This window comes from Halobacillus sp. AWM4_238 (assembly GCF_056158265.1).
Genome location: NZ_JBSWSY010000002.1, coordinates 1,806,875 through 1,825,061, shown reverse-complemented (window position 1 = coordinate 1,825,061; position 18,187 = coordinate 1,806,875). Strand labels below are relative to the sequence as shown.

Here is an 18,187-nt window from a genome sequence, read left to right as displayed (position 1 = left end):
TAAAAGAAAGAAGAAAAGCTCAGAGTTTTGATAACTCTGAGCTTTTTGTATTCTCAAATTCTATTTAACGAATTTTTTTGCCTTTTGTGTATTGGCAAAATGTACTTTTGCTAATTCCTCGAGCTTCTCTTCACCATAAGCTTCGATAATAGATGCAGCAGCTTGATCGACTTTCCCAGAAGCCCCTTTCGGTATTGGAAGACCTGTGTCGAATTCCAGCTGGTTCATAGCTTTTACAAATGCCGACCTTGCAATAATCGAAGCTGTAGCTACAGCAATCGAATAACTTTCCGCTTTTGTCATAAAGTAAACATGTTCTTGAAGTTGCTGGTTTTCACTTCTCAGGTGCTTCTCATAAACATGCGGTTCTGAAAACTGATCGATTAATATTCCATCAGGTTTTTCTGGTGAAATTTTCTCCAAAAGACGATTCAGGGCTTGATGGTGGAGGATGGTTTTCATTTTACCCTGGCTCCATCCTTTTCTCTGCCACTGGTTGTACTTTTTATTGGGGAGTCTCAGCAGGCTGTAAGGAATTTTCATAGCCACGATATCTTTGGCAAGGTCTGTGATTTGAGCATCCGATAGATTTTTTGAATCTTTAACACCAATCGCTTTTAATTGCGGTATTTGTTCTTTGGTTACGAAAGCGGCAGCTACAGTGATGGGGCCGAAATAGTCTCCCGTTCCAGCTTCATCAGATCCAATATGGGAGCTAACGAAAAGCTTTTCATCGGGATGAAAAGCATGACGTTTATTCTTATTGGTCTTCTGCCCCCCTGAGGAAGCAGCTGGAACGGTTCCCCATTTTTCTGCTTCTGCTTCAGGTTTTTGACCTTGGAAAAGCACTTTGCCTGATTTATATGCGGTTATGGTGCAACTCGATGTTTTAGCCGCGAACAATGCTGCTGGTGGACTGTTTTTCTGACTTGAAGCGTAATATTTCTTCATCTTCTCTAATGTAGAGGCAGGTAATTTCAATACAACTTGGGGCATAATGGATTCCTTTCTGTCTAAAATGATAGGATTAGTATAGCAAAATGGATGACAAAAGAGAACATTTGCGAAAAACATCCATATTGGTTTCCTATTTGTCAAGCTTCGTGTTAATATAAAGTTTAGGATTGAGAGAAACTAGGGGGTATGAATGTGTCGCAGTCAGACCAAGAAAAAAAAGAATTACAGTGGAGATCAACAAACGATCTTACACTATAGTTGGTCATGAAGAGCCCCATCATATCCGTATGGTATCCAGTCTGGTGGATCAAAAAATGCGAGAGATCCATGAAGCAAATCCTAGCCTGGATACGGCAAAGCTCGCCGTTTTGACCGCTGTAAATACGATGAATGAATATATGAAATTAAAGGAAGAATGTACCGAACTTATGAATTATATTGAAAAGAAAGAGAAAGAGGACAGAGGGTATAATGATTGATTTATTGTTGTTGTTTATTTTGTTTATAGGTGTAATAACGGGGTTGAAAAGAGGGTTTATTCTTCAGCTTTTCCATCTGATAGGATTCGTGGTAGCCTTTGTACTCGCTGTCATTTACTATGATGATCTAGCACCGAAGCTGACCCTGTGGGTACCTTATCCTGAACTGCCTCAAGATTCTTCCTGGGCAATTTTCTTAGAGAATTTACCTTTGGAACAAGCCTTTTATAACGCTGTTGCTTTTGCCATTATCTTTTTTGGAGCCAAAATCATCTTACATATTATAGCGTCCATGTTGGACTTTGTTTCAGAGCTGCCGATCTTGAATTCTTTGAACACGTTGTTAGGTGGAATATTAGGCTTTATTGAAAACTATGTCATCTTATTCGTGGTGCTGTACATAGCGGCGCTTGTACCTCTTGCTGGGGTGCAAAGCGCTTTGGACGGATCGATTCTTGCACAGCTGATCATCGAACACACACCAGTCTTTTCAGAACAATTGAAAACGCTGTGGATTGAACATGTAGCTGGCTGAGTAAGACGTTAGGATGAAAGTACAGGTAGAGCCGCTATGATTATGATCATGGCGGCTCTTTTTCATCTTGAAAATAGGATAAAATTGAAGGAGTCGATATATGATGGCTATCGATAAAAAGCAAGTCATTAAACTGTTGGAGAAAATTGCTGTTTACTTAGAGTTGAAAGGGGAAAACCCTTTTAAAATTTCTGCTTATCGAAAAGCTGCTCAAGCTTTAGAGCGTGATGACCGATCGTTAAACGAGATCGACGATTTCACCAAAATGAAAGGCATCGGGAAAGGTACGGCAACAGTCATAGATGAGTACTTAGAAAACGAAGAATCCGATACGTTAAAACAATTACAGGCGGAAGTCCCAGCCGGCCTTGTGCCATTGCTCGATCTTCCAGGCCTTGGTGGGAAGAAATTGGCCAAACTTTATCAACAATTAGGTGTGATAGATGCCGAGACATTGAAAGAAGCTCTGGAAGCTGGAAAGGTGGAAGCACTTGAAGGTTTCGGGAAAAAGTCTGCTGAAAAGATGTTGAAAGCCATTGAAGAAGCAGGTGCACGCCCAGAGCGCTTGCCGATTGCGGTCATGCTTCCATTAGCAGAAAAAATCGAGCACTTTCTTGAAAAAGGGAAGACGTTCACACGTTTTTCAAGAGCGGGAAGTTTAAGAAGAATGCGTGAAACGATTAAAGACTTAGATTTCATTATTGCTTCTGAGAATGCGTCTGAAACCCGAGATGAACTTTTGGCGTATCCAGATATAAAAGAGGTTGTTGCCTCAGGTGAGACGAAAGTTTCTGTAGTTGTTAATGAAGGCTATGATATAGGCATTGATTTCCGTATTGTAGCCCCAGAAGAATTTGCTACTACCTTGCACCATTTTACAGGTTCCAAAGACCATAATGTAGCTATGAGACAACTGGCAAAGCAAAACGATGAAAAAATCAGTGAGTATGGTATTGAAAAGGTAGAAACGGGAGAAGTTGAAACGTTTGAAACAGAAGAGGAATTTTTTGAACATTTCGGTCTTCATTTCATCCCCCCTGAAGTTAGAGAAAATTATGGGGAAGTAGAGAGATTTAAAGAACCAATCGAACTCGTGGAATTGGATGACGTCCGCGGGGATCTTCACATGCACTCTACGTGGAGCGATGGAGCCCAGTCCATCAAAGAGATGGCAGAAAAAGCAAAAGCGAAAGGGTATGACTACATCGCCATCACCGACCACTCTAAATACTTGCGCGTAGCGAACGGTTTGAATGAAGAACGATTACGTCAGCAAAGGAAAGAGATTGAAAAGGTGAATGAAGAGATGGAAGATTTCCATATCTTTGCCGGTATAGAAATGGACATTCTTCCTGATGGGTCCCTGGATTTTGATGATGAGTTCCTGAAAGAAATGGATTTTGTCATTGCATCTATTCATTCCAGCTTTCAGCAATCACAGGAGCAAATTATGGAAAGGTTGACCAATGCCCTTGAAAACCCTCATGTCCATATGATTGCTCATCCAACCGGACGTTTGATTGGGCGACGTGATGGATACGATGTAAACCTTGAAGCCTTGATTGAAGGTGCTAAACGAACAGGGACGATTCTTGAACTTAACGCGAACCCAAACCGGCTGGACTTGAGTTGGGAATGGTTGATTAGAGCTCAGGAAGAGGGGGGCAACATTGCTGTAAATACGGATGCTCACAGTTATCCAATGCTGGAACATATGAAAATAGGATTGGGAGCAGCCCGAAAAGGTTGGCTCAGAAAAGATACAGTCATCAATACATGGACGAAAGAACAGTTGATGGATAAGTTCAAGATCCACAAGGAGTAATAAAGGAGACGGGTACACATGAATCAACGCATCCTTCATGTACTAGAATTTAAAAAAATCATAGAACAATTGAACGAACAAGCGGCTTCTTCTTTAGGGAAAGCAAAAACATCCGCACTAAAACCATCTTCGGATCTGGAAGAGGTTCGCCACTTGCAGATGGAGACGGATGAGGCTGGACAAGTTCTCCGCTTAAAAGGTCATGTACCACTAGGTGGGATTTTTGATATCAAGCCAAGCTTGAAGCGGACCACCATTGGTGGCACGCTAAGTGCTTTGGAGTGCTTGGATATTGCAAGTACCATTTATGGGGGCAGACAACTGAAACGTTTCATTGAGGATATGGAAGAACCTGAAATGCCTATTTTGAGAGAGATGGTTTCTACAATCGCTCCTTTAAGGGAACTTGAGAATGAAATCAGAAACTGTATCGATGACCATGGAGGAGTAATGGATGGGGCTTCTGAAAAATTGAGATCGATCCGTTCTAAGATCCGGACAAACGAGAGCCGGGTTAGGGATAAAATGGAATCCTTTACAAAGTCCAAATCAAAAATGCTTTCCGATGCGATTGTCACCATTAGAAATGAACGCTATGTCCTTCCTGTTAAGCAAGAATATCGAGGGTCTATAGGCGGCATTGTCCATGATCAATCATCTTCTGGGGCCACATTATTTATCGAGCCACAAACAGTCGTTGACTTGAATAACCAACTGCAGGAGGCTCGCGTCCAAGAAAAAAACGAGATTGAAAAGATTTTGAAGGAACTTTCGGATGCGATCGCTGAAAACCATGAACCTCTCTATGAAAATGTGCAAGTTTTAGGCGATATAGACTTTATGTTTGCTAGAGCGAAGTTGGGTAAACAAATGAGAGCGGCCATGCCTAAGATGAATGACGAAGGTCGTATTGATATGAAACAAGCGAGACATCCGCTCATCCCTGGAGATGAAGTCGTTCCAAATGACATCGAAATTGGAACGGATTACACATCGATCGTTATTACTGGACCGAACACAGGAGGGAAAACGGTTACGCTCAAACTCGTGGGTTTGTGTACTTTGATGGCACAGTCCGGGTTACAAATCCCAGCATTGGATGGGTGTGAGATGGCTGTGTTCAAAGAAGTTTATGCAGACATTGGGGATGAGCAGTCGATTGAGCAAAGTTTATCTACTTTTTCTTCTCACATGACCAATATCGTGGACATTTTGGATAAAGTGGATGACCAATCGCTGGTTCTATTTGATGAACTTGGTGCGGGGACGGATCCTCAAGAAGGAGCGGCCCTTGCCATGTCCATCCTGGATGAAGTCGTTAACCGGAAAGCACGAGTCATCGCGACCACTCACTATCCGGAATTGAAGGCCTATGGCTATAACCGGCCAGATGTCATAAACGCCTCTGTCGAATTTGATATCCAAACCCTTAAACCGACATACCGTTTGTTGATTGGGGTTCCAGGTCGGAGTAATGCTTTTGAGATTTCCAGACGCTTAGGTTTAAGAGAATCCGTGATTGACTCGGCAAAAGGTCATATTGGAGTGGATTCTCAAAGTGTTGAAAATATGATTGCTTCATTAGAAGAATCCAAACGGGGCGCAGAGCAGGATTATGAAGAGGCAGAGCGATTGCTTGCAGAAGCGGAAGAGCTCCGGAATGAATTAAAGCTAAAGTGGGATCAATTCGAAGATCAGCGTGAAAAGCTATATGAGAAAGCAGAACAAAAGGCAGAGAAAGCCATTCGTCAGGCTAGAGAAGAAGCGGAAACAATCGTTGGCGAAATCCGAAACATGAAATCACAGACACAAATGAAAGAGCATGAATGGATTGAAGCTCGCAAGATGTTTGATGAAGCGCAGCCGGAACTTGCGAAGAAGAAACCAAAGTCTGCTCCTGCACCTAAAAAAGAGACAAGAGAATTGAACCCTGGGGATGAAGTGAAGTTACTGACTCTTAATCAGCAGGGAACCATTGTGGAGCAGACAGGTAAGAATGAATACCAGGTTCAGGTTGGTGTAATGAAGGTGAAAGCCAAACGCAAAGACCTTGAATTTGTGAAGGCAAAGGAACCTTATAAAGAAAAGCCAATGGCAACTGTAAAAGGGAAGGATTTCCACGTGAAAACAGAACTCGATTTGCGTGGCGAGCGCTATGAAGATGCGTTAAATCGCATAGAAAAATATATCGATGACGCTCTTCTAGCAGGATATCCCCAAGTATCCATTATTCATGGAAAGGGAACAGGAGCGCTTCGGACAGCGGTTCAAAATTTCGCTAAGAACCATCGGAGCATCTCTAGCCATCGGGCAGGTGGCATGAATGAAGGTGGAAGTGGAGTTACTGTACTTGAGCTTCGATAATTTCGATGAAAAGGGAGCGGAGGAATGAGTAATTTTTGGGAATACACGTTAGTGGAAACCGCCGCCCGTTACAGTGTTGTTGTCCTATGTCTCGTCTTATTCATGGCCATTTTTGAAATCGTTACTTCTTATAATAACTGGGAAGAAATCAAAAAAGGCAACATTGCTGTAGCTATGGCTACCGGGGGGAAGCTATTTGGAATTGCGAACATCTTTCGTTTTTCAATTGAACACAATGATTCACTCACCCAAACGATGGGTTGGGGATTGTATGGATTTGCACTTCTCCTCTGCGGTTATTTTATTTTTGAATTCTTAACCCCATCTTTTAAGATCGATGAAGAAATTGCCAAAGACAACCGTGCCGTAGGATTCATTTCTTTAGTCATATCCATCGGCTTATCGTATGTAATAGGAGCGAATATCATTTAAGGAGAGAGACAGTGGAAACCTTAGCCAAAATATTAATGGTCGTTGCCGCGGCCTTTCTCGTCGTAGGCATCCTGTTTTTTATCATATAAGTACTCAATTCACCATCAAACAAGAAGCTCATCCGGCTTCTTGTTTTTTTATGTTAATGTAATTGCAGTTATTAAAGTATATGGCAGGATTGTTGAAGCCTCAGTTTTGAGATGTTTCGGGGTTCGTTGTTGAATTGAGCGTTAGGGGTGGTTGGGAAGCAACTCGTCTAGCTCCATTGCCCAGACACTCGCGTAATAAGCAGAACAGCAAAGGAATGAAAGGGCACATTCCTTTGCTGTTTTGCTTATGCCAGTCGTGTCTACCAGGGCGATTCCACATTTGAACACTTTCCTGTGGGGGAGTGGCGAGCTTCCTCGGACGGTCTGCCGCACTAAGGGATCTCGCCAATCTCCTTTCTCCAACGGGAGTCTGGCAGCTTTCCAACTACCCCATTCGATATTGTGAGAAACGAAAACCCTACACAAATGGAGTATTTTCCATAACACTGCTTTCCAGTAAAAAAAGTGCTTCATAGAAAGCGTTAAAGTACAGAGGACTGCTTGTTTATTAGTTGGATTCACGAACTTACATTACGCTGGACAGCTGCTTATTCTAGAAGTAGTTTCGAGAAACTTATATGGCAATGGGGCGGAGGGGAATGGCGAGACTCCTGCGGGGAAAAAGTGCAGGGTGAGACCCCACAGGACGCAGTCCGAGGAGGCTCACCGCGCTCCCGCGGAAAGCGAGCTATTCCCCGCAGCCCCCACCCACTCAACAAACGTCTCGAAACGGAGTCTTCAAGAAAAGGGAGCTTATGTGTAGGAAAGGGGAAAGTTTAGGGGTAATATTTTCAATTTTTTAAATAATAATTCAAATATTAGCCTTAAGTCGTTATAATAGGAGAGAAGACAATTATTAGGGAGGTCTGTCAAAATGAGTGATTTTCAACGACCATGGCACAAGTTATACCCACCAGAAGTCCCTGTCACTATTGAATACAAAGAACGACCACTCCAAGATTACCTGAAAGAAAGTGCTGAATTATACGGAGAAAAGAAAGCGCTTTATTTTATGGGCAAGGAGTTGGATTATACAGAAGTTTATGAACAAGCCCAAGCAGTAGCAAGCTATTTGCAGGACCTCGGTTTGGAAAAGGGCGACCGTGTTTCTATCATGCTGCCGAACTGTCCTCAATCCGTCATCTCCTATTATGGAGTCCTTATGGCTGGAGGAATCGTTGTACAGACGAACCCTCTTTATATGGAAAGGGAACTGGAGTATCAAATGAATGACTCTGGTGCCAAGATGATCATTTGTCTTGATCTACTTTATCCGAAGGCTGCAAATATCAAACCTGATACCCCTCTTGAACACATCATCGTGACAGGTATTAAAGATTACCTGCCTTTCCCTAAAAATAAAATTTATCCTTTTATTCAAAAGCGTCAGTATCAAGTACTCGTCAAACCGGAACAATCCACAGATACTCATTTATGGCCCCATGTATTAAAAAATGCTAGTGGAAACGTCAAAGAGGTAGAAATTGATCCAAAAGAGGATCTTGCTTTACTGCAATACACTGGAGGAACGACTGGTTTTCCTAAAGGTGTCATGCTTACTCATTACAACCTGATCGTCAATACGCAAATGTCGAAAAAATGGTTGTATAAGTGTAAAGATGGGGAGGAAATTGTTCTAGCTATCTTACCGTTCTTCCATGTATATGGAATGACTTCCGTTATGAACTTGTCTGTCATGATGGGGAACAAAATGATCCTCATGCCGAAATTTGAACCTGAAGATGTTTTAAAAGTCATCGAAAAACAAAAGCCGACGTTATTTCCTGGAGCCCCTACGATTTATATTGCCTTGTTAAACCACCCGAATTTGAAAAAATATGACCTTTCATCCATTGAAGCTTGTATAAGTGGTTCAGCACCATTGCCGGTTGAAGTACAAGAACGTTTTGAAGCTGTGACAGGCGGACGTCTTGTTGAAGGGTATGGGTTGACGGAAACATCTCCTGTTACGCATTCCAACTTGGTTTGGGGACAGCGTATGAGCGGAAGTATCGGTGTACCTTGGCCGGATACAGATGCGAAGATCTTCAAGATGGATGCTGATGAAGTAGCAGAGAACGGAGAAATTGGAGAAATCGTAGTCAAAGGTCCTCAAGTGATGAGGGGGTATTGGAATAGACCCGAAGAAACAGCCCAAGTACTCAGTGAAGATGGCTGGTTCCGCACAGGGGATATGGGATATATGGATGATGCTGGTTATTTTTACATCGTCGATCGTAAGAAGGATATGATTATCGCAGGTGGGTATAACATCTACCCTCGTGAAGTAGAAGAAGTTCTTTATGAACATTCTGAAATTCAAGAGGCTGTCGTTGTAGGGGTGCCTGATCCTTACCGTGGAGAAACCGTAAAAGCTTTTATTGTTAAGAAACAGGGAAGCGAAATTACAGAAGATGAACTGAATGAGTACTGTCGTAAAAACATCGCTTCTTATAAAGTTCCACGGTTGTATGAGTTCAGAGAAGAGCTGCCGAAAACCGCCGTCGGTAAAATCTTGAGAAGGACATTAATTGATGAAGAAAAGCGGAAATATGAGGAATCGGAGAGTATCCAATAAACCAAAAAAAAGAAAGTTGACAGAATATTTCTTTGCTTGTAGAATAATAAGTGAATGATGATTCATTCATTTTTCAGTTTGCAACGCAAGGAGATATACAATGAAAAAAAATAAACCGAAATTCAAACAAATCATTGATGCAGCTGTAGAAGTCATTGCTGAAAATGGATACCACTCTTCTCAAGTTTCTAAAATTGCAAAAAAGGCTGGAGTGGCTGATGGAACCATCTATCTTTATTTTAAGAACAAGGAAGATATCCTTGTATCATTGTTTCAAGAAAAAATGGGGCAATTCATAGAAAAGATTGAGCAAGAAACAACCTCCAAGCAGTCAGCAGAACAAAAGCTTCTGACATTAATACAAACACACTTTGAACAGCTGGCTGCCGATCACCATCTGGCAATTGTGACACAGTTGGAATTGCGTCAATCCAATAAAGAGTTGAGACAAAAAATCAACCACGTATTGAAACGTTATTTAAACGTGATCGATCAAATTGTTGAAGAAGGTGTCGAGGAGGAGTTGTTCCGTAGTGGCCTGGATCGCCGTCTTGTTCGTCAAATGATTTTTGGAACCATGGATGAGACGGTGACAAACTGGGTCATGAAAGACCAACGTTATAACATAGAAGAACAGGCAAAAGAAGTCCATAGCTTAATTGTGAATGGATTAGCCCGTCAGGATCAGTGAGAAAGGGGAATAAGATTTGTCGACTTTAAATTCAGAAGTAAAAGGAAATGTTGCTGAAATAACTATTCAGAGTCCGCCGGCAAACGCACTGTCCAGTTTAATACTGCAAGATCTCTCTAAGGAACTGGATCAAATTGAGAGCGATCCTTCCATTAAGGCCATTCTTCTTAAAGGGGAAGGGCGCTTCTTCTCAGCAGGAGCGGATATCAAGGAATTCACTTCTCTTCAAGGAGAAAACGATTATAAGGGCTTGGCAGCCAAAGGCCAGCAACTGTTTAGCAGAATAGAAAATTTCCATATTCCTGTCATAGCTGCTATTCATGGAGCGGCCTTAGGCGGAGGTCTAGAGCTAGCCATGTCCTGTCACATCCGCTACGTAGCAGAGGATGCAAAGCTAGGGTTGCCTGAATTGAATCTTGGGATTATCCCTGGTTTTGCTGGTACCCAACGGTTACCAAGATACGTGGGTGAAGCGAAAGCATATGAAATGATTTTGACAGGCGTACCGATCAGTGGTGAAGAAGCTGCTCAATTGGGTCTAGCAAATCAGAGCTTTTCTAACGAGGAATTATTCGAGAAAGCAGAAAAATTGGCTCAAACGATTGCTCAGAAAAGTGGACCGACGATTCACCACGTCATGAAGTTAATCCCGTATGCCCATACTTCTCAATTTGAAGCAGGGAACAATGCAGAAGCTGAGGCCTTTGGTCAGGTGTTTGGGAATGAAGATGCTAAAGAAGGCATCCAAGCATTCATTGAAAAAAGAAAACCAGAATTTAAAAATCAATAGTCCAGGAGGTATATAGACATGAATATTTACGTTTTGTTGAAAAGAACATTCGACACAGAGGAAAAAATTTCTGTAAGTAATGGAGTTATTACTGATGATGGTGCCGAATACATCATCAACCCTTACGATGAGTATGCGGTGGAAGAGGCGATTAACCTCCGTGATGAGCACGGCGGAGAAGTGACTGTCGTGACAATTGGAGAAGAAGAATCAGAGAAGCAGCTTCGGACGGCTCTTGCTATGGGAGCAGATAAAGCGGTTCTCATTAACACGGAAGATGACCTTGAAGAAGGGGATCAGTTTACAACGGTTAAGATTCTTGAAGCTTTCTTTGAAGATAAGGAAGTCGATATTATCCTTGGAGGTAACGTAGCCATTGATGAAGCCAGTGGTCAAGTAGGTCCTCGCCTTGCTGAACGTTTGGATATGCCATGTGTGACGACGATAACAGATATCAAGATTGATGGCACGACAGTCAACATTGAACGTGACGTTGAAGGAGATGTTGAAAAAGTCGAGACGACGCTTCCTGTCCTGGTTACATGTCAACAAGGTTTGAATGAGCCGAGATACCCTTCTTTACCAGGAATTATGAAGGCGAAGAAAAAGCCTCTGGATGAACTGGAAATCGATGACCTCGACTTGGAAGAAGAAGATGTGGAACCAAAAACGAAAACAATGGAAATTTTCCTTCCTCCTGAAAAAGAAGCAGGGAAAGTACTTGAAGGAGAAGTTGATGACGTAGTAAAAGAACTCGTATCTTTATTAAAAACAGAAGCGAAAGTACTGTAAATAGACAAGGGAAAGGAGAATCTTTATGAGTAAAAAAGTGTTAGTAATTGGGGAAGCTAGAGAAGGATCTCTTCGTAATGTTACATTTGAAGCAATTGCAGCAGCCAATATTGTCAGTGATGGGGGAGAAGTCATCGGTGTCCTTTGTGGAGATGGCGACTTGAGTGAAATGGGCCAGGAAATGGTTTATTACGGGGCATCCAGAGTGATCACTGTTTCAAACCCAGAATTGAAAACGTATACATCTGATGGTTATGCTCAAGCAGTACATCAAGTGATTCAAGACGAATCACCTGAAGGAATCATCATGGGGCATACAGCAATCGGTAAGGATTTGACACCGAAGCTTGCTAGCAGGCTTGAGTCTGGATTAATCTCAGATGCTACGGAGGTAGTTGCAGAAGGTGGAGACATTGTGTTCACTCGACCAATTTACTCCGGTAAAGCTTTTGAAAAGAAAGTAGTTACGGAAGGTCTTGTTTTTGCGACAATCCGTCCAAATAATATTCCGTCCCTTACAAGAGATGATTCTTTAACAGGAAGCGTATCTGAAAAAGAAGTTGAGATTTCAAACATCCGTACCATAATCAAAGATGTCTTGCGCAAGTCTTCGGATGGTGTCGATCTGTCAGAAGCGAAAGTCATTGTTGCCGGTGGGCGTGGAGTGAAGAGTGCAGAAGGTTTTGAACCACTTGAAAAATTAGCCGAGGCTCTTGGCGGTACGGTCGGTGCATCCCGTGGAGCTTGTGATGCTGGTTATTGTGACTACTCATTACAAATCGGTCAAACAGGGAAGGTCGTAACTCCAGACTTGTATATCGCTTGTGGTATTTCTGGAGCCATTCAGCACTTGGCTGGAATGTCGAACTCCAAAGTCATTGTGGCGATCAACAAGGATCCGGAAGCAAACATATTCAATGTTGCTGACTACGGTATCGTCGGCGATTTGTTTGACGTTGTCCCTAAGCTCATTGAACAAATTAAAGAAATAAAAGTGAACGCCTAATCATAAAGCCGAAGCCAATTATTTGGCTTCGGCTTTATTCCATGTTTAAATAAGGTATAAACAAATTGTTAGTCACTAAAAATAGATAGTGATATACTCTTAAACAGACTATAAGGTCGAGGAGGAATTATATAATGTCAATCGTAAAAGCAACAGATCAAAACTTTACTGAAGAAACAGGTCAAGGTCTTGTCTTAGCTGATTTTTGGGCGCCATGGTGCGGACCTTGTAAGATGATTGCACCCGTATTAGAGGAATTGGATGCTGAGATGAGTGATCAAGTGAAAATCGTCAAGTTGGATGTTGACGAAAACCAAGAAACTGCTGGTAAGTTCGGTGTTATGAGTATCCCGACACTGCTTCTATTCAAAGATGGTCAAGTGGTTGATCAAGTCATCGGTTTCCAACCTAAAGAAGCCCTGGCTGAACTGATTCAAAAACATTCCTAAAGAAAGACATTTCGAAAGCCGCGTTGCCAAGCAGCGCGGCTTTCATCATCTTTAAGAATGTACTCAGGTTCGAGATCTTAAGCAGCTTTTTGCGTCTTTTCAATGACTCGAGACGTTGCTTAAGTTGGTCCAGACGCATTGAACCTGCATACTTGTTCCACAGTTGTGGTAATTCTCAATATATAAACTACAAGTCATGGAGTGAACATATATGAACTCAACCATTAAAGAGAAACTGGCTGTTTTACCGGACCAGCCCGGTTGTTATCTTATGAAAGATAAAAACGACACCGTCATCTATGTAGGTAAGTCGAAAGTGTTAAAGAATCGAGTGCGCTCCTATTTTACGGGGGCACATGACGGTAAAACACAGCGACTTGTCCGTGAAATCATCAATTTTGAATATATCGTGACCAATTCTGAAATTGAAGCATTAATCTTGGAAATGAATCTAATAAAAAAATATGATCCTAAATACAATGTCTTATTAAAAGATGATAAAACATACCCTTATTTGAAGGTGACCGCTGAAAGACACCCAAGATTGATTGTCACGAGAAATGTAAAAAAAGATAAAGGAAAATATTTCGGGCCTTACCCAAACGTTATTGCTGCAAGGGAAACGAAAAAACTGCTGGATCGGTTGTATCCATTAAGAAAATGTAATACGATGCCTGACCGTGTTTGTCTTTACTACCACATGCATCAATGTTTGGGACCATGTGAATATACCGTTACAAAAAAGACGAATGAAGAAATTGTTCAAAATATAACTTCCTTCCTAAATGGAGGACATACGGATATAAAGAAAGACTTGAAAAAGCGAATGCTCGAAGCATCCGAAGAACTTGACTTTGAACGTGCGAAAGAATTGAGAGATCAAATCGAACATATTGAGTCTGTCATGGAACAGCAGAAGATGACGATGAATGATCAAGTGGATCGTGATATTTTTGGATATTCCTATGATAAAGGGTGGATGTGTGTCCAAGTCTTTTTTGTACGACAGGGCAAACTCATCGAACGGGATGTCACGCTGTTTCCGTTTTTCGATGACCCAGAAGAAACGTTTATCAGCTACATTGGTCGCTTTTACTTGCATCAAAACCACCCATACCCGAAGCAGGTTCTCGTGCCAGTGGCGACAGACGTTGATGTTTTGGAGGGTGCTTTAGATACTAAAGTCCTCATTCCAATGCGCGGTCGAAAAAAAGAATTGGTAGAGCTTGCAATGAAAAACGCAACCATATCGTTAGAAGAGAAATTTGCTTTAATTGAACGAGACGAAGAGCGAACCATTAAAGCCGTGGAATCACTGGGGAATCATTTACACATTGAAACCCCTCACCGGATTGAAGCTTTTGATAACTCCAATATACAAGGTGCCGATCCTGTTTCAGCGATGGTTGTTTTCATTGATGGAAAACCCCATAAGAAAGAGTACAGGAAATACAAAATCAGGGATGTAGAGGGTCCTGATGATTATGAGACCATGAGAGAAGTCATTCGAAGAAGGTACAAGCGTGTGTTAAAAGAAGATCTGCCTCTCCCTGATTTAATTATCGTGGATGGTGGAAAAGGCCAGATGACGGCTGCTCTTGATGTTCTTGAGAATGAACTTGGTGTTGACGTCCCCCTTTGTGGCTTAGCTAAAGATGATAAACATAAAACCAGTGAATTGTTGTATGGGGATCCTCCTAGTCCTATCGATCTGGATCGTCAATCTCAAGAATTTTATCTTGTCCAGAGAATTCAAGATGAGGTACACAGGTTCGCTATTTCCTTTCATCGACAACTCAGAGGCAAAGGTGCCATTCAATCTGAACTGGACCGTATACCAGGTGTAGGGCAGAAGCGTCGGCGCCTATTATTAAGACACTTCAAGTCTGTAGCGGAAATTAAAAATGCAGATCTTGCAGATATTACAAAGTTAGGTGTTCCTGAACCTGTAGCCAATACTATTCTCATCCATTTGAATCAGGATAACGTAGAAGAACCAGCTGAAGAATAACAGCTGGTTCTTTGCTTTTCTATTTATCCTTTAAATGCTTTAATCTCAACAATGTTTTCTTTGTGGTTTTTCTCTTCAAAACATTCATATGTATGATCAGTAATTTGGCAGATGACTTCTGCCATGAACCCACATTCCATGCGGAACTCGACTTCGAACATTTTTTGATTCAGACGCTTCTCTATCATGTGGCCACTCAATGTAAAGATCATTTCTTTTCTTTTTTCTTTTACAAGAACAAGTTCACCCCAGCCCATGTACTGGAAAAACTCATAGAGCTCGTCCATGGTGCTGATTTCTGTCTGTCTAGCCATGTTTTTCCCCATATAATAAAGGAGGTAAGGGGCATCTTTCCCTAAAAAATCAGGGAGGGTGTAATAACGCATCAGATCAAAACCTGCGCCTGTCCCTACAAGCGATGAAATGTTGCCCGTTGTTAGCTTTGTAGATTCTTTCAAAACGCTCATTCCTTTCTCTCCTTATTATCACTCGAAACGAAGTTCGGTGCAATGAAAATTGTTCTTTTTCCTCGAAAGGAAATAAATGTGTATTTTTAAGCAGATTATGAACGTGCTTTCTTGACGCTTATACGGGATAGAAGTACAATAAACATGTCACAAATTGTACATTGGTCAGACAAGCTAAAAGGGAAAAGGGGCTTTTCCTTATTATTTTTTACGCTTAATTAAAGCGCTTAACTGTCTGAAAAATGTTCATATTCAAACTGTTATCATCTTGAGGGGGGTAAATATGGCGGGAACACGCGGATACGTCAATCGAAGACTGCATTCACTTTTGGGCGTCGTCCCAATCGGGATCTTTTTGATCCAACACTTGACTGTGAACTATTTTGCAACACGTGGACCAGAGGCATTTAACGCTGCAGCTCATTTTATGGAGAGCTTGCCATATCGTTATGTACTGGAGACTTTCATTATCTTTTTACCACTGTTGTTCCACTCTATATACGGAGTGTATATTGCCTTCACAGCCAAGAGTAACTTATCTAACTTCGGTTATTTCAGGAACTGGATGTTCATCTTCCAACGGATCACAGGAATTATCACACTCATATTCATTGCATGGCATGTATGGGAAACGAGAATTGCTATTGGTTTTGGTTGGGCAGAACTGAACTATTCCTTGATGGAAGGCATCCTTACTGAACCTTTCTTCTTTTGGTTCTACATAGTAGGGGTCATTTCAACGACTTTCCACTTCTCTAATGGTCTTTGGTCGTTCTTTGTCAGCTGGGGAATCACAGTATCACCTCGCTCACAGAAAATTATGACCTATGCAAGTATCATCATTTTCGTTGCGATTTCTTATGTCGGTGTTCGTACACTGATTCAATTCGCATATGGCATATAATTCATAAAAAAATTGAGACATGAAAAGGTAGATTTTTAGTATTCAAGGGAGTGAGCTTCAATCATGACAAACCGTAATATTGTTGTGGTCGGTGGTGGTCTAGCCGGCCTGATGGCAACAATTAAAGCAGCAGAACAAGGGGTTCACGTGGACTTGCTTTCCATTGTTCCTGTTAAGCGTTCTCACTCTGTATGTGCCCAAGGCGGAATTAACGGGGCAGTCAATACGAAAGGGGAAGGCGATTCCCCATGGGAACACTTTGACGATACAGTTTATGGGGGAGACTTTTTAGCGAACCAGCCCCCTGTAAAAGCAATGTGTGATGCCGCACCAGGAATTATTCACCTGCTGGACCGTATGGGTGTAATGTTCAACCGTACTCCGGAAGGGTTGCTTGATTTCCGTCGTTTTGGTGGAACACAGCACCACCGCACCGCATTTGCTGGAGCAACAACCGGACAACAACTTCTTTACGCTCTGGATGAACAAGTACGTCGCCACGAAGTGAACGGTCTCGTAACAAAATATGAAAACTGGGAATTCCTATCTGCAATCGTGGATGATAATGGCGTAGGCCGAGGCATTGTTGGTCAGAACCTTAGTGACCATGAAATTAAAGCCTTCCCAGCAGATGCTGTGATCATGGCGACAGGCGGACCTGGAATCATTTTCGGTAAGTCAACGAACTCTGTCATCAACACAGGATCCGCAGCAGGTTCCTTGTATCAGCAGGGTGTAGACTATGCCAATGGAGAGTTCATTCAAATTCACCCGACAGCGATTCCTGGGGATGATAAACTGCGTCTTATGAGTGAGTCTGCCCGTGGTGAAGGTGGACGTGTATGGACATATAAAGATGGTGAACCGTGGTATTTCCTAGAAGAGAAATATCCGGCTTACGGAAACCTTGTACCGCGAGACATTGCAACCCGTGAAATTTTTGATGTTTGTGTCAATCAAAAGCTGGGAATCAATGGCGAAAATATGGTATATCTAGACCTATCTCATAAAGATCCGAAGGAATTGGACGTCAAGCTTGGCGGGATCATTGAAATCTATGAAAAATTCGTAGGAGACGATCCGCGTAAAGTACCGATGAAAATTTTCCCTGCCGTCCATTACTCTATGGGTGGAATGTGGGTCGATTATGATCAGATGACCAACATTCCAGGAATTTTCGCTGCAGGAGAATGTGACTATACACAACACGGCGGAAATAGACTCGGAGCAAACTCACTGCTTTCTTCTATTTTCGGAGGAATGGTAGCTGGACCGAATGCCGTTAAATATATTGATGGCTTAGAAACTCTTGCGGATGATATGACAGCCAAGCTGTTTGAAGCGAAAGTAAAAGAAGAGCAGGATAAATTCGAAGAAATTATGAACATGGATGGCGACGAAAATGCCTACCAGATTCATAAAGAGCTTGGGGAATGGATGACGGACAACGTCACGGTTGTTCGGGAAAACGAAAAACTCCTGAAAACAGATGAGAAAATTTTAGAATTGATGGATCGTTACAAACGAATCAACATCAACGATACTTCTCGCTGGAGCAACCAGGGAGCCATGTTCACACGACAGCTTTGGAACATGCTTCAGTTGGCACGTGTTATTACTCAAGGGGCATACAACCGTAATGAAAGCCGTGGGGCTCATTACAAGCCTGAATTCCCTGAACGTAATGACGAAGAATGGCTGAAGACGACGGTGGCTAGCTTTGATAAAGAAAACAATAAGCCGGTATTCCGTTATGACGAAGTCGATACATCCTTAATCGAGCCTCGTAAACGTGACTACTCGAAAAGTAAATAAAGG

Annotated in this window: 16 protein-coding genes; 14 read left to right on the top strand and 2 right to left on the bottom strand. The window is 42.1% G+C overall.

All coding sequences use genetic code 11. From position 1 onward, the window contains the following. Window positions 1-60 precede the first annotated feature (60 nt). Window positions 61-996, bottom strand: a complete 936-nt coding sequence (gene rnhC, locus ACXACN_RS09455; protein WP_474963992.1) for a ribonuclease HIII — start codon at window positions 994-996, stop codon at window positions 61-63. Window positions 997-1,124: 128 nt separating this feature from the next. Here rnhC and zapA point away from each other — a divergent pair, with 128 nt between their 5' ends. The 12 genes from zapA (at window position 1,125) to uvrC (ending at window position 14,998) form a co-directional block, all read left to right on the top strand. Further along, complete coding sequence (gene zapA / locus ACXACN_RS09450) at window positions 1,125-1,436, top strand: cell division protein ZapA (protein WP_474963991.1); 312 nt, start codon at window positions 1,125-1,127, stop codon at window positions 1,434-1,436. After that, window positions 1,429-1,971, top strand: a complete 543-nt coding sequence (locus ACXACN_RS09445) for a CvpA family protein (protein ID WP_160915637.1) — start codon at window positions 1,429-1,431, stop codon at window positions 1,969-1,971. Before zapA ends, ACXACN_RS09445 begins: the two co-directional genes overlap by 8 nt. Window positions 1,972-2,074: 103 nt before the next feature. Then, entirely contained in the window at window positions 2,075-3,796 is a 1,722-nt protein-coding gene (polX, locus tag ACXACN_RS09440; RefSeq protein ID WP_474963989.1) for a DNA polymerase/3'-5' exonuclease PolX, read from the top strand. Window positions 3,797-3,814: 18 nt separating this feature from the next. Then, window positions 3,815-6,160, top strand: a complete 2,346-nt coding sequence (locus tag ACXACN_RS09435; protein ID WP_474963988.1) for an endonuclease MutS2 — start codon at window positions 3,815-3,817, stop codon at window positions 6,158-6,160. 24 nt (window positions 6,161-6,184) lie between these two features. Beyond that, the gene (locus ACXACN_RS09430; RefSeq protein WP_474963986.1) at window positions 6,185-6,592 is read left to right on the top strand and encodes a DUF350 domain-containing protein; all 408 of its coding nucleotides are present in this window, start codon (window positions 6,185-6,187) and stop codon (window positions 6,590-6,592) included. 963 nt (window positions 6,593-7,555) lie between these two features. Continuing rightward, window positions 7,556-9,259, top strand: coding sequence for a long-chain-fatty-acid--CoA ligase (locus tag ACXACN_RS09425; protein ID WP_474963985.1), 1,704 nt, complete (start codon window positions 7,556-7,558; stop codon window positions 9,257-9,259). A 100-nt stretch (window positions 9,260-9,359) separates the two neighbouring features. Then, window positions 9,360-9,950, top strand: a complete 591-nt coding sequence (locus ACXACN_RS09420) for a TetR/AcrR family transcriptional regulator (RefSeq protein WP_474963983.1) — start codon at window positions 9,360-9,362, stop codon at window positions 9,948-9,950. A gap of 16 nt (window positions 9,951-9,966) precedes the next feature. After that, a complete protein-coding gene (locus ACXACN_RS09415) occupies window positions 9,967-10,740 on the top strand; it encodes an enoyl-CoA hydratase (protein ID WP_474963981.1) in 774 nt (257 codons plus the stop codon). 18 nt (window positions 10,741-10,758) lie between these two features. Beyond that, complete coding sequence (locus tag ACXACN_RS09410) at window positions 10,759-11,532, top strand: electron transfer flavoprotein subunit beta/FixA family protein (RefSeq protein WP_474963979.1); 774 nt, start codon at window positions 10,759-10,761, stop codon at window positions 11,530-11,532. Window positions 11,533-11,557: 25 nt separating this feature from the next. Beyond that, a complete protein-coding gene (locus tag ACXACN_RS09405; RefSeq protein ID WP_474963978.1) occupies window positions 11,558-12,538 on the top strand; it encodes an electron transfer flavoprotein subunit alpha/FixB family protein in 981 nt (326 codons plus the stop codon). Window positions 12,539-12,672: 134 nt separating this feature from the next. Then, entirely contained in the window at window positions 12,673-12,987 is a 315-nt protein-coding gene (trxA, locus tag ACXACN_RS09400) for a thioredoxin (RefSeq protein WP_474963977.1), read from the top strand. A gap of 211 nt (window positions 12,988-13,198) precedes the next feature. After that, window positions 13,199-14,998, top strand: a complete 1,800-nt coding sequence (gene uvrC / locus ACXACN_RS09395; protein ID WP_474963975.1) for an excinuclease ABC subunit UvrC — start codon at window positions 13,199-13,201, stop codon at window positions 14,996-14,998. 23 nt (window positions 14,999-15,021) lie between these two features. On the opposite strand, the gene ACXACN_RS09390 is transcribed toward uvrC, so the two are convergent. Continuing rightward, window positions 15,022-15,465, bottom strand: a complete 444-nt coding sequence (locus tag ACXACN_RS09390; protein ID WP_474963974.1) for a YslB family protein — start codon at window positions 15,463-15,465, stop codon at window positions 15,022-15,024. 283 nt (window positions 15,466-15,748) lie between these two features. Between ACXACN_RS09390 and ACXACN_RS09385 the strand changes: the two genes are divergently transcribed. Together ACXACN_RS09385 and sdhA are read left to right on the top strand one after the other, a co-directional pair. Further along, window positions 15,749-16,369: a succinate dehydrogenase cytochrome b558 subunit gene (locus tag ACXACN_RS09385; protein ID WP_474963973.1), complete on the top strand. Its 621-nt coding sequence runs from the start codon at window positions 15,749-15,751 to the stop codon at window positions 16,367-16,369. 63 nt (window positions 16,370-16,432) lie between these two features. Next, window positions 16,433-18,184 carry a succinate dehydrogenase flavoprotein subunit gene (sdhA, locus tag ACXACN_RS09380; RefSeq protein WP_474963971.1) on the top strand — a complete coding sequence of 584 codons (1,752 nt, stop codon included), beginning with the start codon at window positions 16,433-16,435 and terminating at the stop codon, window positions 18,182-18,184. The last annotated feature ends 3 nt before the right edge of the window (window positions 18,185-18,187 follow it).